Origin of the sequence: Rickettsia endosymbiont of Ceutorhynchus obstrictus, from assembly GCF_964026565.1 — a bacterium.
Classification (GTDB): domain Bacteria; phylum Pseudomonadota; class Alphaproteobacteria; order Rickettsiales; family Rickettsiaceae; genus Rickettsia.
The window spans coordinates 1123586-1137792 of record NZ_OZ032162.1 but is presented as its reverse complement, the minus strand read 5'-3'; the positions used below and the strand labels follow the sequence as shown (position 1 = coordinate 1137792).

Genomic DNA, 14207 nt, shown 5'->3' with positions numbered 1-14207 from the left:
TGAATTTTTTAATGTCATTCCCGCCTTCGCGGGAATGACATCGAAAATTCGAGCTAATGACATAAATCTAAACTATTCAGGTAACAGAGTATGTATGAAATATTAAACGATAGATCGATTATTGAAGTTACCGGCAAGGATGCAGTAAAGTTTTTACAAAACCTGACAACTAACGATCTTACAAAAACTAATTATTGTTATACTTATCTCCTAAACAATCAAGGAAGATATTTATTTGATTTTTTTGTTTTTATTCCCTCGATTGAACAGGTTTTTATCGATATAAATAAAAATAATAAAGAAGCATTTATAAGTCATTTAATTTTTTATAAATTACGTTCTAAAATAGAGATAACGGATTTAAGCGATATTTATCAAGTAATTTATTCTCATCAAATCCCTAATACCGGATCATTAATTGCTATTCGTGATCCTCGTGATATATTTTTAGGGTTTCGTTCGATAATTAGTAAAGGAGTCGATTTAAAGCAAAATATTACTACTGGAAAACTATATTTAGAAGATAAATATAATTTTTCAATTATCGACGGTTATGAAGATTTAATTAGTAATAAATCTATTCCTATCGAATACGGGGCAGAAGAATTAAACGCTATTAGTTACGATAAAGGTTGCTATGTTGGACAAGAGGTTATTTCAAGAGCAAAATATCAAGGGGTTATCAGAAAAAAAATATTTAAAGTTTCTGCCGAAAAAGATTTATCTATTTTAGTAAAAGAAGATGAGATTTTTACAGGTCAGGATAAAATCGGTGTGATATGCTCAGCTTATAAAAATAAAGCGATTGCCTTAATTAGAGAGGAAAAATATATTGCTAAGAAAGATTTAGCGATTAAAGTAGAGGGTATTGATATAAAATTATCACTGCCGTTATGGTACAGCGTCATCGCGATCGCTTAATACAAGCCACAGTATCCAGAAACAAAAAGTCATGCTGAATTTGTTTCAGCATCTTTTTGAGTAGACCCTGAAATAAATTCAGGGTGACGACAATGCTGGATGCCGTGGTCAAGCCCCCTACTGTACGAACGTTGAAAAAAGGCTGTGTCATGCCGTGACTTGATCACGGCATCCAGGAAAATAAAGCCATATTAGACTTATTTTAGAATCTTTTTATGATATTATAAGCTGGATTCCGTGGTCGTAGCCACGGAATGACAGAATTTTTACCTCTTTATTTAAACGTTCGTACAGTAGTGGGTCAAGCCACGGCATGACACCGGATTGCTTTAAAAAAATTCGAGCCAGGCAACAACGCCAACACCTCACGGGAATGACATACTTTTTAAGGCAAATTTTGATCCACACCACAATACCGATCAAGCCACGGCATGACAGCGAGTTTTAATAAACCGCTCAATAATATTATCAACTTCTATATCCTCTATCACGCCGGATCTACGGTTTTTTAATTCCACTAGATTATTTGCCGCTTTTTTAGGTCCGATTATGATTTGATAAGGTGAGCCGATTAGGTCATGCGTGGCGAATTTACTACCCGCTCGTTCATTAGTGTCGTCATATAACACTTCCACATTGTGAGCTGTAAGTTGTTTATATAATTGCTCGGCTATTTGGCAAGATCGGCTATCAAGAATATTTAAATTAATTAAAGAGACTTTGAAAGGCGCAATATTTTCCGACCATATAATACCTTTAGCATCGTAATTTGCCTCTATTACGGCGGCAACTAGCCGTGAAATGCCGATGCCGTACGAACTCATTTGCACGGGTACGAGCTTGCCGTTTTTGTCGTTTATCATTGCATTCATCGCAATAGAATATTTATCACCGATATAAAAAATATGCCCGACTTCGATTCCTTTACTACTGATTATTTCATTTTCCGAAATCGATAATTTAGTCGGGTTGTGTTTTTCTTCGGCAGCGGCATACCAAGTTTTAAGTTCCTCTATATCGATTTCGGTATTTTCTTTTAACGTTTTAAATCTTTTATCGTAATAAATAGTACTTTCGCCGGTTTCGGCGATAATATGGAATTCATGGCTTAGATTGCCGCCAATAGGACCGTTATCGGCAATTACCGGTACGACGCTAACACCGAGATCACGAAATGTATTAATATATGCCTTATACATATTGTTATAGGTCTTAACGGCGTTTTCTTCATCTATATCAAAGGAATAAGCATCTTTCATTAAGAATTCCCGCCCTCGCATAACACCGAAGCGGGGTCTAATCTCATCGCGAAATTTCCATTGAATATGGTATAAATTTTTCGGCAAATCCTTATATGATTGGATATTATGCCTAAAAATATCGGTAATCATATCTTCATTAGTCGGACCGAATAATAAAATATTATCGTGACGATCTTGAAATTTCAGCATCTCCTTGCCGTAATTTTCAAAACGTCCCGACTCTACCCATAAGGAAGCCGGTTGAATGCAGGGCATTAACACCTCAAGGGCGCCGGCTTTATTCATATTTAGCCGTACGATATTTTCGATATTTTTAAGAACTTTTAAACCTAAAGGGAGCCAGCTATAAATACCCGCTGCCTGCTGTCTAATCATCCCGCTCCTAAGCATTAATTTGTGGGATATTATTTGTGCTTCTGCCGGCTCTTCTTTTAATACCGGTAGGAAATATTTGGACAATAACATAATTTATTTACTTTTTTACTATATTTATAGTTGTTATAGTGTCATGCCGTGGCTTATGGATATCTCAAACGTCATTGCGAGCGACTGTAGGCGTTGTTGCATGGATGGTTAAAATCGCTTAAAACTTGTCATACCGTGGCTTGACCACGGTATCCAGAAAAAATTAAAAAGCCTGACTGGATGCCTTGGTCAAGCCCACTACTGTACGAACGTTTAAATAAAGAGGTAAAAATTCTGTCATTCCGTGGCTACGACCACGGAATCCAGCTTATAATATCATAAAAAGATTCTAAAATAAGTCTAATATGGCTTTATTTTCCTGGATGCCGTGATCAAGTCACGGCATGACACAGCCTTTTTTCAACGTTCGTACAGTAGTGGGTCAAGCCACGGCATGACATCGCGGTACTTTTAAAGAATACCCAAAATATAGCAATTTTCGAGCCATGCAACAACGTCCCGCCTGTGCGGGAATGAAATAAAAAGCAATTTCCAAGCCGGGTCAAGCCATGGTATGACACCAAAAACAATATCTTACCTTCTTGAAGTAAGGTTAAGGAATTCATGACGATATTTTTGTTGCTCGGCAAATATACCCGTATAATGCATAGTATTCATAATACTATTATTTTGCATTACTCCCCGAATCGACATACAACTATGCAAAGCGGAAATTTTTACGGCAACGCCTAAGGGCTTTAAATGCTCTTGTAGACTTTCGGCAATTTGGACGGTCATTTTTTCCTGGATTTGCAGCCTTCCCGCAAAGACGTTTACTATCCTTGCCAGCTTACTTATACCGATTATACAATTATCGGGGATATAAGCTATATCAACCGTGCCGCTCATCGGTAATATATGATGCTCGCAAAAGGAATTAAAATGAATATCCCGCAATAAAATAAAATCTTGAAAATTACAAGTATCGTAAAATTTAGTGCTTAATATTTCCGCTATATCTTTTTCATAGCCGGAAAACATTTCAGCGTAACTATTAATTATACGCTCAGGTGTTTTAAGTAACCCCTCTCTATTCGGGTCTTCGCCGATAAATTTAAGAAGCGTTCTTACTGCTTCTTTGGCTTCTTCTTTCGAGGGTTTGTTAAGTATCATATACTCCTATGGAATGAAAAGTTGGTAGACGAAGATCAACTTCAAAAAGAGCAAGAAGTCTAAAGCCCTCGGAGCGCAGCGTATAATAATACGTGAACACCGCAGAACTTATAAGACGACATATACTCGCATGCTTTCAAGAATTGAATTTTATTTTGAGAGGTGACTGAGCGCAGCGTACAGCTTAGTACGTGAACACAGGAATCCTCGATAAAATGAAAGAGCAATTCTTGAAAGCAAAAGAGTAAGGCAATTTTTGAAGTTCATCGAATATACTTTAAATTTGCTTTCGTAAAAAATATATTCTTACCACAAATAAAGACAAACATCAAGCCGCCCACTATAGCAATAAGTCCGCCGCCGCCCATCATCCCCATTAATAACTTGGCAGACAAAGACATTTCAGGGCTTGCGTCTTTGCGAAGAACGCCGTAACCGCCGGCGAGTGCTAGACCTGTAATATGTAAAATCTGCCCGAATGTTAGTATGCAGATAGTTATGCTCATTATGTCATTTTTGCTTCCTATGTCGCTCCTGCTTCCTATGTCGCTCCTGCTTCCTATGTCGCTCCTACTTCCTATGTCATTCCCGCTTCCTATGTCATTCCCGCGCAGGCGGGAATCCAGTCTAACGTTATGCTGAACTTGTTTCAACATCTTTTTTAGTAGATTCTGAAATAAATTCAGAATGACTATTATTTTCCTGATTCCCGCCCGCGCGGGAATGACATAATGAGATGTAGGAATGACATCACAAACAGAATAAATATAACAATACCCCATCCCGGCTATGCTTATTCCAACAATTGAACCGTGATAATGAGCGGGTATTACTACATTTATTCCTGCGATGCTGAAAGCAATAAGTCCGCCGAATAAAAATAATATACTAGAGCAGATTATAGTTACTTTGGTGCAAGATTTGATGTCATTCCCGCTTCCTATGTCATTCCCGCGCAAGCGAGAATCCAGAAAAAGCAATTCTAAAACCATTCCTACTAAACAGCTAATTGGTGCAACCCCGCCGAAATATTTCATGTGACTCGTATAATATTCCTTAAATTCACCGTCGATAATATCATAAAAAACATGTCCGGCAACAATAAGCACGCTAAAAATAAAATTTGACCAAAATAAAAAAAGATAAAATTTTTGAAATCGTAATTTTTTGCCTAACCAAATTTCAAATAACATCACCCAGATAATCATTAAAATTTGCGTATATATAAATTGTAATAAATGTCCACCGCTCCAAAAAAGTAGTTCGTAATAAAATTCTATCTCAATCGGGATGACATCAATAATGCGCTGCAGTTGGAGGTAAGAACAGGTAAAGCACACCCAGGTTAAAATAAACATTATTGCCGTGGATAAAATAGTGAAATTCATTAAACTCTGCCAATTTTGCCGATTAAGTAAAGATATACTGCTCGTATTTCGAGAATTGAAAGATGAGTAGTATATAGTATTTACGGCAAATAATAATGTGGCAACTCCAAATAAAGAGAGTCCTAGAACAAATATAATATTCTCTAACATCGGTATGTAATTATTCATTACCGGATTTTGTCCCGCTATCGGAGAAATAGCTATAAGTATGGTGCCTAAGAAAGCGAGTTTGGGATAGATATTTAACGTCATTGCGAGGAAAAACTGCAAGTTTTGACGAAGCAATCTAGTAAAATTATGGATTGCCGCGCGGTCTTTGACCGCTCGCAATGACGATTTAGAACTTAAACCATAACTCCAAATACTAGCCGTAATTGATAACAACCAAACTAATACCGATAAATTAACATGCACAATTAAAGCGGATTTAAAAATTTCAGGATTTTGGAAAAAGCTAGCTAGCTGAGGAGTACGAAGAATTACTAAAATCACCGAATATACTCCGGCAAGCCCTAGAGATATAATACCGAGTTTAAGCCATGCAGCAGTTAAGCTATTATTTTGTAACTCTTCAATGATGCTTTCAGAAATCATAAACTAACAAATAATAAACAGGAAATAGAGGTAAGGACAGGGGAAAATAATTGACCAAAGCAGATAGTCAAAATGGTGGGTTTGAGAAGACTTGAACTTCCGACCTCACGCTTATCAGGCGTGTGCTCTAACCAACTGAGCTACAAACCCGTATACTGCTTGTCTTTCAAGAATTGCTCTTTCATTTTATGAGGGATTCGCATACTCGCGTACGCTCGCCCATCAAAATAAAATCCAATTCTTGAAATACTTCGCGTATACTTGGTGATTAATCTTCAAAATAACTAAAAATATGGTGAGCTCGCCGGGGCTCGAACCCGGGACAACCTGATTAAAAGTCAAGTGCTCTACCAACTGAGCTACGAGCTCGAATATAAGTTTTAAATATTAGAATAGCAGGGCAGTTTAAACGGTGATGTCATTCCCGTGTAGGCGGGAATCCGGAAAAATTATAGTCATCCTGAATTTATTTCAGGATCTATTTAAGGAGATGCTGAAACAAGTTCAGCATGACAAAGAAAAGTCCGGATTCCTCACCTAGAGCGGGAATGACATCCAAGGTGCTTTTGCACTCAACAATGCTCTTGCTATTTAAAGTGCTATATAATATAACACCTAAAACTACATTCAAATTATGTTTTACTTTATCGTGGAAAAAGGTTAGTCTGTCAACAATTATTTTCCTTAATAACCTAATAATTTCAAATTATATAGATAGTATCTTTATGCATCATTCCGACGTTGCAATAATTATTCCTTCAAGGCTTGGCTCAACTAGGCTAGCTGAAAAACCGTTAAAGCTTATCGGTTCATTATCAATAATTGAACGTGTATTTACTAATGTAAAACAAACCAAACTTGAACATATTTACGTGGCAACCGATTCGCAGGCAATAGCCGATAGAGTTACTAAGCTTGGAGGAAAAATAATATTTACCGATAGCGATATTTCTTGCGGTACAAACCGAGTATATGAAGCTTTTAAGCACATTCCTGATAATACAAATATTAATTATATTGTGAATGTTCAGGGAGATATGCCTTTTATTGAACCTAGCTCAATTATAAAAGCAATTGAAGAGCTAAAAAAGAGCAATTACGATATTATGACGCCGGTAGTTAAAGTCGGTATTGATATTGTAAAAGATCACAGCAATGTAAATGCGGTGGTTGATCTTAAAGGTAAAGCGTTATATTTCTCACGCAGTATAATTCCAAATGGTGCCAAGGATTTTTTATATCATGTAGGGATGTATGTTTTCCGAAAAAGTGCTTTAAAAAGATTTGTAGAGCTTGAGCCTACAACGCTGGAAAAAATAGAACGTTTGGAGCAGCTAAGAGCGCTTGAAAACGGTATGAGTATCGGTACATGCTTAGTTGATAATATTCCTATTTCCGTTGATACGGAAGAAGATTTGAAAAAGGCTATAAAATTTTATGAAGATCAAAATATCTTTTTAAGTTAAATATTTGTTTATAAAGCTTAAGAAATACATCGAACTTAAAAAATCTTGACATAGTTTTTCTTATGGTTTAGGTTGCTTTAAAATAAGCTTAAAGGTAATTAATGGATGCCGTGAATTCTAATTTTACACTCTGGAATAAGGCTAGAAATAGTAAATTTAGGCACATTGTATGGCCGATTAGATCGTATGAATTAACTAAATTCATCCCGATGGCATTATTGATGTTTTTTATTTTGCTTAATCAAAATTTAGTTCGTAGCACTAAAGATAGTTTCGTCGTTACTTTAATTAGCTCTGAGGTAATTAGTTTTATAAAGCTTTGGGGCGAAATGCCTATGGGGATATTGTTCGTTATTCTTTACTCTAAACTCTGTAATATTATGACGACGGAGCAGGTTTTTAGAATAATAATTTGTGTTTTTCTTTGTTTCTTTGCCGTTTTTGGTTTTATCTTATTTCCTTACCGAGAATATTTCCATCCCGATCCCGAAATAATTAAATATTACATAACGTTGTTGCCCCACTTAAAATGGTTCATAGTAATTTGGGGACAATGGAGTTTAGTATTATTTTATATTATGGGTGAATTATGGCCCGTAATTGTTTTTACTTTGTTATATTGGCAGCTGGCTAATAAAATTACTAAAGTTGAAGAAGCACCTCGATTTTACTCCTTCTTTACTTTATTCGGTCAGACTAATTTATTAATTTCAGGGACGATAATCGTTTATTTTGCGAAGGGTAATCATTTCTTGCTACCGTTATTTGCTAATTTAAGCGATAAAACGGAAATTCTTTTAAAGTCGTTTACTACGGTTATTTTAATATCGGGAGTAATTTGCTTAGGTCTTCATAAACTTATTGATTCTACAATAGTAGAATCCGATAAAAATATTAAATTTAAAAATCAAAGAACCGATATATTAAAATTAGGATTAATAGATAGCGCAAAAATAGTTCTAACTTCTAAATATTTAGGTCTTATTTGTATATTAATGATTTCATATTCTATGAGCATTAATTTGATTGAAGGCTTATGGATGTCCAAAACAAAGCGGCTTTATCCGACAACGCAAAGCTTTATTTCCTATCAAGGAGAAGTATTATTTTGGACGGGGATATTAACTTTGATTAGTGCCTTTTTAGGAAGTAGTTTAATTAGAGTTTTCGGGTGGTTCTGGGGAGCTATCGCAACACCTATTATGATGTTTATATCCGGAGTTATGTTTTTCTCTTTTACAGTGCTTGAGAATCATTTAGGAGATATTGTTGTAGCACTCGGTTATGCCTCGCCTTTAATGATTACGGTTTTGATCGGCGGATTATGGCATGTACTTGCCAAAGGTGTTAAATATTCGCTTTTTGATTCAAGTAAAGAAATGACATATATTCCTCTTGATAGCGAGATGAAAACCAAAGGTAAAGCTGCCGTTGATGTTATGGGCTATAAAATAGGTAAATCAATAGGGGCAATTATTCAATTTATCTCTTTTAGTATTTTTCCGAATGCAGTACATAATGACCTTGCGGGGATGCTTATGTTTGTTTTTATTATTGTTTGCGTTGTTTGGATGTACGGAGTGAAGGTTTTGGCAAAACACTATAAGGAGCTTATAAAAGCTTAAGTTTTTGGGTTACTGTGGACACTTGTTGTGTGGCTTATAATGTATTATGGTTATTACAAGTATGGTGTCATACCGTGGCTTGTCCCACTACTGTACGAACGTTTAAATAAAGAGGTAAAAATTCTGTCATTCCGTGGCTACGACCACTTCAGTCCAGCTTATAATATCATAAAAAGATTCTAAAATAAGTCTAATATGGCTTTATTTTCCTGGATGCCGTGATCAAGTCACGGCATGACACAGCCTTTTTTCAACGTTCGTACAGTAGTGGGCTTGTCCACGGTATCCAGTCTTTTTATTAAGGTTTTTTCTGGATACCGTGGACAAGCCACGGTATGACACCGGTCGCTTTGCAAAAATTCGATCCACGCAACAATGCTTTACGACAAAAATATAAAATACTAAACATTATGCAGAAATTAATAATTAGAGGAGGGAAGGCGCTTAAAGGTAATATTAATATTAGCGGTGCTAAAAACGCCGTATTGCCTATTATGGCAGCTTCCTTGCTTACCGATAAGCTACATATCACTAATGTCCCGAAATTGACTGACGTATATACTATGCAGGATTTGCTTAAAAGTCACGGTAGTATTATTGATATAGTAGAGCATCCTGAGCAATTTGAGCTGACGATTAATTGTAATAATATAAATAATTTCACTGCTTCCTATGAGATAGTTCGTAAAATGCGAGCCTCTATTTGGGTTCTTGGGCCGCTAGTTAGCCGTTACGGTAAAGCAGAAGTATCTTTGCCCGGCGGCTGCGCCATAGGGGCAAGGCAGTTAGATTTGCATGTTGCCGTCTTAATATCTATGGGTGCTAAAATTGAAATTGAGAATGGCTATATAAAGGCGGTAAGTAACGGTCGCTTAAAAGCTACTCATTTTGTTTTTGATAAAATTTCCGTCGGAGCAACAATTAATGCAATAATGGCTGCAACTCTAGCGATAGGAGAAACTGTACTTTTTAATTGTGCAAAAGAACCTGAAATTGTCGATTTGTGTCATTGTCTTAATAAAATGGGTGCGGATATTTCCGGAATCGGTACTAGCGAAATAACAATTAAAGGCAAATCTTCTTTAAATGAAACAAGTTATAGAGTAATGCCGGATCGTATTGAGGCCGGTACCTATATGTTTGCGGCGGCAATTACCAAAGGTGATTTAAAAATCTTAGGGATTGATTATCATATCATTGAAAATATAGCTCTAAAGCTTATTGAAGCCGGAATAAAAATTACACCGTTTGACAATGGACTCCAAGTAACCTATATGGATAAATTAAACTCGGTAGATGTGGAGACTAACCCGTATCCCGGCTTTTCAACAGATTTGCAAGCCCAATTTATGAGTCTTATGACGCTTGGAAGCGGCGTTTCGGTGATTACCGAAAATATTTTTGAAAACCGCCTTATGCATGTCCCTGAATTATGTAGAATGGGAGCGGATATTACCGTACACGGTAATAAGGCAATAGTGCGAGGAGTGTCGGCTTTAAAAGGTGCGGAAGTTATGGCAAGCGATCTTAGAGCTTCGGTTTCGCTGATTTTAGCGGGGCTAAGCACTAAAGATGAAACGATAGTTCATAGGATTTATCATTTAGATCGTGGATTTCAAACACTTGAAAAAAAACTAAATAATTGCGGCGCAAATATTATAAGAGTATAATTTTTTGATAAAATAGTGTATAGTTAAGTTTAATAAATGGAGTAAATTATGGCAAGAATTACAGTTGAAGATTGCGCTCAAAAAGTTAATGATAAATTTAAGCTAGTAGCCCTTGCGGCGCAAGGGGCTAAATATATAAATTCTAGAGCGGAAATTAATCCTAATAATAAAGAAAAGCGTGATAAACCGACGGTAAGTATACTTCGTCAAATTGCTGCCGGTCAGGTATCGATTCCTCATTTAGAAAGTGAGTTGCTAAATCGTTTACGTACCAAAAGCAGAGTTGAGCCTATTAATTACGATAACGGTGATAGTGAAATAGAGGAAAACACTGAAAATTTTGATTATATACCGGGCGGATCGGATATTTACATAGGAGAAGATTATTCTGATTTAGATAATCAAGTTTTTAGCGAAGATAGTTTTGAAGATGAAAAAAAATAATTAGTTCTATTTTAAAAAATGCTATCTGTCATGCTGTGGCTTGACCCACTACTGTACGAACGTTTAAATAAAGAGGTAAAAATTCTGTCATTCCGTGGCTACGACCACTTCAGTCCAGCTTATAATATCATAAAAAGATTCTAAAATAAGTCTAATATGGCTTTATTTTCCTGGATGCCGTGATCAAGTCGGTGTTGTTGCATGGCTACCAGAATCGTCATTGCGAGGAGGCATTTATGCCGACGTGGCAATCCAGTTAAACATATTTTTATACTAAACTTGTTTAGTATTCTAATTAAATCCCTCATTACATTCGGGATAGCCTGGATTGCCGCAGCCACTTCGTGGCTTCGCAATGACGGGTTTTTTATTAATTTTCGAGCCATGCAACAACGCCGATCAAGTCACGGCATGACACAGCCTTTTTTCAACGTTCGTACAGTAGTGGGTCAAGCCACGGTATGACAATTTTAAGTGATTTTAACTATCCGCGCAACAACGCCTGCAGTCGCTTGCAATGACGATTCCGGTAGCCATGCAACAACGCCCCTCGCGCATGGTGGGCTGCAAAATTATGCTCTTAACTTCTTTGTTATATTGACAATTCGTGTGCCGAATAAAATGGCGGTTGCTAAATCTCCTTTAGGGGGAGCAATATCGGGGGAAGATTTATGATTTGATTGAGTCATAAGCCCCGACCAACTACCTAAGCGATTGGTAATATCATGATTCGGTAATTCATGATCGGCAAAGTTAGGGCATGCTTCCCCTTGTCCTACCCAAATCATACCGTGCTGCATAGCTAGATGAAATAGCTGTTGAATACTGCAAAGCTTATCTCCTGAATAAGAAGCGGAATTTGTAAAACCTGCAGCTATTTTATCTTTCCATTTTTGTTCAGTCCATTTAAGAGAAGTGGCATCCATAAATACTTTAAACGGTCCGGCTATACTACCCATATAAGTCGGCGCTCCGAAAATAATTGCATCCGCCTCGTCAAGTGGACGCCAGTCTAAATTATTTACATTATCCTTACTTATTTGAATCAAAGAACTATTAGCTCCGGCTTTACTCGTTCCTTTATGTATCGCCTCCGCTACTTTAGTAGTATGGCCGTATCCGCTATAATATATAATAGTTACTTTAACCGTCATATTATTCCTCATTAAAAAAATTTAACTTATTTTTAACTTTATATTTTTTGTTAACAAAAGCAAAGAACTATTTATTCATTACCGATTTTTAAAGCGGCAATAAAAGCCGATTGCGGAATATCGATATTGCCGTATTGTCTCATTTTTTTCTTTCCCGCTTTTTGCTTTTCGAGTAGTTTTCGTTTACGGGTGATATCGCCGCCGTAACATTTAGACAGTACGTCTTTACGAAGTGCTTTAATAGTTTCTCGTGCTATTATTCGGCTACCGATCGATGCTTGAATAGCGATATCGATTTGCTGTCTCGGAATTAAATCTTTAAGGCGCACACATAGCGCCCGGCCCCTTTGCTCAGCCCGCGTACGATGGACTATTGTCGACAGTGCGTCTACCATTTCACCGTTTACTAAAATTCCGAGTTTAACAAGCTCCGAAGGTCGGTAGTTATCCATTTGCCACTCAAAGCTTGCATAGCCTTTTGAACAGCTTTTTAGCCGATCGTAAAAATCATAAACTATTTCATTTAAAGGTAATTTATAAACAAGTTTTGCCCTACCGGCTATATAACCAAGATCAAGCTGAATACCTCTTTTCTCCGTACATAACGATAAAACGGCTCCTAAAAATTCATCCGGTACCATGATAGTTGCTTTGATCCAAGGCTCTTCCATAGACTCGATTTTCTGCAGGTCGGGTAAATCTGCCGGATTGTGAATCTCAAAACTCTCGCCGTCCCGCAGGTGAATTTTATACACCACGCTTGGGGCAGTGGTAATCATGTCTAAATCAAATTCACGCATTAGACGTTCTTGGATAATTTCTAAATGCAATAACCCTAAAAATCCGCACCTAAAGCCAACGCCGAGAGCCGACGAACTCTCCGTTTCAAACTCGAAACTTGCATCATTTAGACGAAGCTTGGCAAGGGAATCCTTTAAATGCTCAAACTCGGCGCTATCTGTCGGGTATAAACCGCAAAATACCACCGGCAGGTTTGGTTTAAAACCCGGAAGAGCTTGAAGGCAGGGTTTTTTTTCGTCGGTTATAGTATCTCCTACTTTGCAATCGGCTACTTGCTTAATTGAAGCGGTAAAAAAGCCGATTTCTCCGGCATATAAAATATCGGAAATATGTTTTTTAGGAGTAAAATAACCGACATTTTCCACTATATAACTGGAATTCGTTGCCATCATTTTTATGCGCATATTTTTACGCAAAGCCCCGTCAATTACCCTAACTAAAATAACTACTCCAAGATACGGGTCGTACCAACTATCCACCAGCAATGTTTTTAAAATATCGGTATTATTCTCTACCGGCGGCGGTAGTCTTTTAACAATCGCTTCTAATACCTCTTCTATACCGATGCCGCTTTTCGCGGAAATTAATACCGCATCGCTGGCATCGATACCTATTATATCTTCTATTTGTTGTTTAACTTGCTCAGGCTCTGCTGCCGGTAAGTCAATTTTATTAAGTACCGGAATAATTCATGATTATTTTCGATTGCTTGATAGACATTTGCCAGCGTTTGAGCCTCTACCCCTTGACTACTATCCACCACCAACAACGACCCTTCGCATGCCGCAAGCGATCTACTTACTTCATAAGCAAAATCGACATGACCGGGCGTATCCATTAAATTTAAATAATAACTATTGCCGTCTTTGGCTTGGTATACTAGCCTAACAGTCTGCGCTTTAATAGTAATTCCGCGTTCTTTTTCTATATCCATCGAGTCCAGCACTTGATGGCTCATTTCTCTTGATTGCAACCCGCCGCAATATTCAATTAACCTATCTGCTAAAGTAGATTTACCGTGATCGATATGGGCAATAATTGAAAAGTTTCGGATAAATTTTTGATTGTTCATGATATATGTGATATAATTTGGTTTAATTACAAAATGTCACCCCGTGGCTTGACCACGGCATCCAGAAACAAAAAGTCATGCTGAACTTGTTTCAGCATCTTTTTGAGTAGATCCTGAAATAAATTCAGGATGACGATAACGCTGGATACCGTGGTCAAGCCCACTACTGTACGAACGTTTAAATAAAGAGGTAAAAATTCTGTCATTCCGTGGCTACGACCACTTCAGTCCA

The 14207-nt window shown here is 37.1% G+C and carries 19 protein-coding genes, 2 tRNA genes and 2 pseudogenes; 9 read left to right on the top strand and 14 right to left on the bottom strand.

Annotated elements, in window-relative coordinates:
• The first annotated feature begins 90 nt into the window (after window positions 1–90).
• Complete coding sequence (locus AAGD64_RS06425; RefSeq protein ID WP_341792797.1) at window positions 91–921, top strand: folate-binding protein; 831 nt, start codon at window positions 91–93, stop codon at window positions 919–921.
• Between the two features lie 29 nt (window positions 922–950).
• On the opposite strand, the gene AAGD64_RS06420 is transcribed toward AAGD64_RS06425, so the two are convergent.
• The 3 genes from AAGD64_RS06420 to proS are packed head-to-tail and all read right to left on the bottom strand — an operon-like array spanning window position 951 to window position 2648.
• On the bottom strand, window positions 951–1088 hold the full coding sequence (locus AAGD64_RS06420) for a hypothetical protein (RefSeq protein ID WP_341792796.1): 138 nt from the start codon (window positions 1086–1088) through the stop codon (window positions 951–953).
• Between the two features lie 46 nt (window positions 1089–1134).
• Complete coding sequence (locus AAGD64_RS06415; RefSeq protein WP_341792795.1) at window positions 1135–1332, bottom strand: hypothetical protein; 198 nt, start codon at window positions 1330–1332, stop codon at window positions 1135–1137.
• Between the two features lie 8 nt (window positions 1333–1340).
• The gene (gene proS, locus AAGD64_RS06410) at window positions 1341–2648 is read right to left on the bottom strand and encodes a proline--tRNA ligase (protein WP_341792794.1); all 1308 of its coding nucleotides are present in this window, start codon (window positions 2646–2648) and stop codon (window positions 1341–1343) included.
• Between proS and AAGD64_RS06405 the strand changes: the two genes are divergently transcribed.
• Window positions 2635–2760 (top strand): hypothetical protein, encoded by a 126-nt coding sequence (locus tag AAGD64_RS06405; protein ID WP_341792793.1) that lies wholly within the window; start codon window positions 2635–2637, stop codon window positions 2758–2760. The two genes, proS and AAGD64_RS06405, sit on opposite strands and share 14 nt — an antisense overlap.
• A 220-nt stretch (window positions 2761–2980) precedes the next feature.
• Here the strand turns inward: AAGD64_RS06405 and AAGD64_RS06400 are convergent, their stop codons facing one another.
• The 5 genes from AAGD64_RS06400 to AAGD64_RS06380 all read right to left on the bottom strand — a co-directional run bounded on the left by AAGD64_RS06400 (window position 2981) and on the right by AAGD64_RS06380 (window position 6112).
• Window positions 2981–3214, bottom strand: a complete 234-nt coding sequence (locus AAGD64_RS06400) for a hypothetical protein (RefSeq protein WP_341792792.1) — start codon at window positions 3212–3214, stop codon at window positions 2981–2983.
• Window positions 3183–3761 carry a GTP cyclohydrolase I FolE gene (folE, locus tag AAGD64_RS06395; protein ID WP_253307512.1) on the bottom strand — a complete coding sequence of 193 codons (579 nt, stop codon included), beginning with the start codon at window positions 3759–3761 and terminating at the stop codon, window positions 3183–3185. Before folE ends, AAGD64_RS06400 begins: the two co-directional genes overlap by 32 nt.
• A 263-nt stretch (window positions 3762–4024) precedes the next feature.
• Window positions 4025–5743, bottom strand: coding sequence for a hypothetical protein (locus tag AAGD64_RS06390; protein ID WP_341792791.1), 1719 nt, complete (start codon window positions 5741–5743; stop codon window positions 4025–4027).
• A 73-nt stretch (window positions 5744–5816) separates the two neighbouring features.
• Window positions 5817–5893 (bottom strand) — tRNA-Ile (locus tag AAGD64_RS06385).
• Window positions 5894–6036: 143 nt separating this feature from the next.
• A tRNA-Lys gene (locus AAGD64_RS06380) sits at window positions 6037–6112 on the bottom strand.
• A 46-nt stretch (window positions 6113–6158) separates the two neighbouring features.
• On the opposite strand from AAGD64_RS06380, the gene AAGD64_RS06375 reads away from it, so the two are divergent.
• The 4 genes from AAGD64_RS06375 to AAGD64_RS06360 all read left to right on the top strand — a co-directional run bounded on the left by AAGD64_RS06375 (window position 6159) and on the right by AAGD64_RS06360 (window position 9017).
• Window positions 6159–6284, top strand: coding sequence for a hypothetical protein (locus AAGD64_RS06375; RefSeq protein WP_341792790.1), 126 nt, complete (start codon window positions 6159–6161; stop codon window positions 6282–6284).
• Between the two features lie 184 nt (window positions 6285–6468).
• Window positions 6469–7209: a 3-deoxy-manno-octulosonate cytidylyltransferase gene (locus AAGD64_RS06370; RefSeq protein ID WP_253310024.1), complete on the top strand. Its 741-nt coding sequence runs from the start codon at window positions 6469–6471 to the stop codon at window positions 7207–7209.
• A gap of 101 nt (window positions 7210–7310) precedes the next feature.
• Entirely contained in the window at window positions 7311–8834 is a 1524-nt protein-coding gene (tlc2, locus tag AAGD64_RS06365) for a nucleotide exchange transporter Tlc2 (protein WP_341792789.1), read from the top strand.
• Between the two features lie 27 nt (window positions 8835–8861).
• Window positions 8862–9017 carry a hypothetical protein gene (locus AAGD64_RS06360; RefSeq protein ID WP_341792788.1) on the top strand — a complete coding sequence of 52 codons (156 nt, stop codon included), beginning with the start codon at window positions 8862–8864 and terminating at the stop codon, window positions 9015–9017.
• A gap of 39 nt (window positions 9018–9056) precedes the next feature.
• On the opposite strand, the gene AAGD64_RS06355 is transcribed toward AAGD64_RS06360, so the two are convergent.
• Complete coding sequence (locus AAGD64_RS06355; RefSeq protein WP_341792787.1) at window positions 9057–9203, bottom strand: hypothetical protein; 147 nt, start codon at window positions 9201–9203, stop codon at window positions 9057–9059.
• A 41-nt stretch (window positions 9204–9244) separates the two neighbouring features.
• On the opposite strand from AAGD64_RS06355, the gene murA reads away from it, so the two are divergent.
• The 3 genes from murA to AAGD64_RS06340 are packed head-to-tail and all read left to right on the top strand — an operon-like array spanning window position 9245 to window position 11092.
• Window positions 9245–10504, top strand: coding sequence for a UDP-N-acetylglucosamine 1-carboxyvinyltransferase (gene murA, locus AAGD64_RS06350; protein ID WP_341792786.1), 1260 nt, complete (start codon window positions 9245–9247; stop codon window positions 10502–10504).
• Window positions 10505–10552: 48 nt separating this feature from the next.
• Entirely contained in the window at window positions 10553–10948 is a 396-nt protein-coding gene (gene rpoZ / locus AAGD64_RS06345) for a DNA-directed RNA polymerase subunit omega (protein WP_253307518.1), read from the top strand.
• A gap of 18 nt (window positions 10949–10966) precedes the next feature.
• Window positions 10967–11092, top strand: coding sequence for a hypothetical protein (locus AAGD64_RS06340; RefSeq protein WP_341792785.1), 126 nt, complete (start codon window positions 10967–10969; stop codon window positions 11090–11092).
• Here AAGD64_RS06340 and AAGD64_RS06335 read toward each other — a convergent pair.
• The 5 genes and pseudogenes from AAGD64_RS06335 to AAGD64_RS06315 form a co-directional block, all read right to left on the bottom strand.
• Window positions 11089–11334, bottom strand: a complete 246-nt coding sequence (locus tag AAGD64_RS06335) for a hypothetical protein (RefSeq protein WP_341792784.1) — start codon at window positions 11332–11334, stop codon at window positions 11089–11091. The two genes, AAGD64_RS06340 and AAGD64_RS06335, sit on opposite strands and share 4 nt — an antisense overlap.
• A 186-nt stretch (window positions 11335–11520) precedes the next feature.
• The gene (locus tag AAGD64_RS06330; protein ID WP_341794174.1) at window positions 11521–11736 is read right to left on the bottom strand and encodes a transcriptional regulator; all 216 of its coding nucleotides are present in this window, start codon (window positions 11734–11736) and stop codon (window positions 11521–11523) included.
• A 36-nt stretch (window positions 11737–11772) separates the two neighbouring features.
• A pseudogene (locus AAGD64_RS06325) lies at window positions 11773–12102 on the bottom strand (flavodoxin family protein); the annotation flags it as partial.
• A 71-nt stretch (window positions 12103–12173) separates the two neighbouring features.
• Window positions 12174–13975, bottom strand: a pseudogene (gene lepA, locus AAGD64_RS06320) (translation elongation factor 4).
• A gap of 26 nt (window positions 13976–14001) precedes the next feature.
• Window positions 14002–14181, bottom strand: a complete 180-nt coding sequence (locus AAGD64_RS06315) for a palindromic element RPE4 domain-containing protein (protein WP_341792783.1) — start codon at window positions 14179–14181, stop codon at window positions 14002–14004.
• Window positions 14182–14207 lie beyond the last annotated feature (26 nt).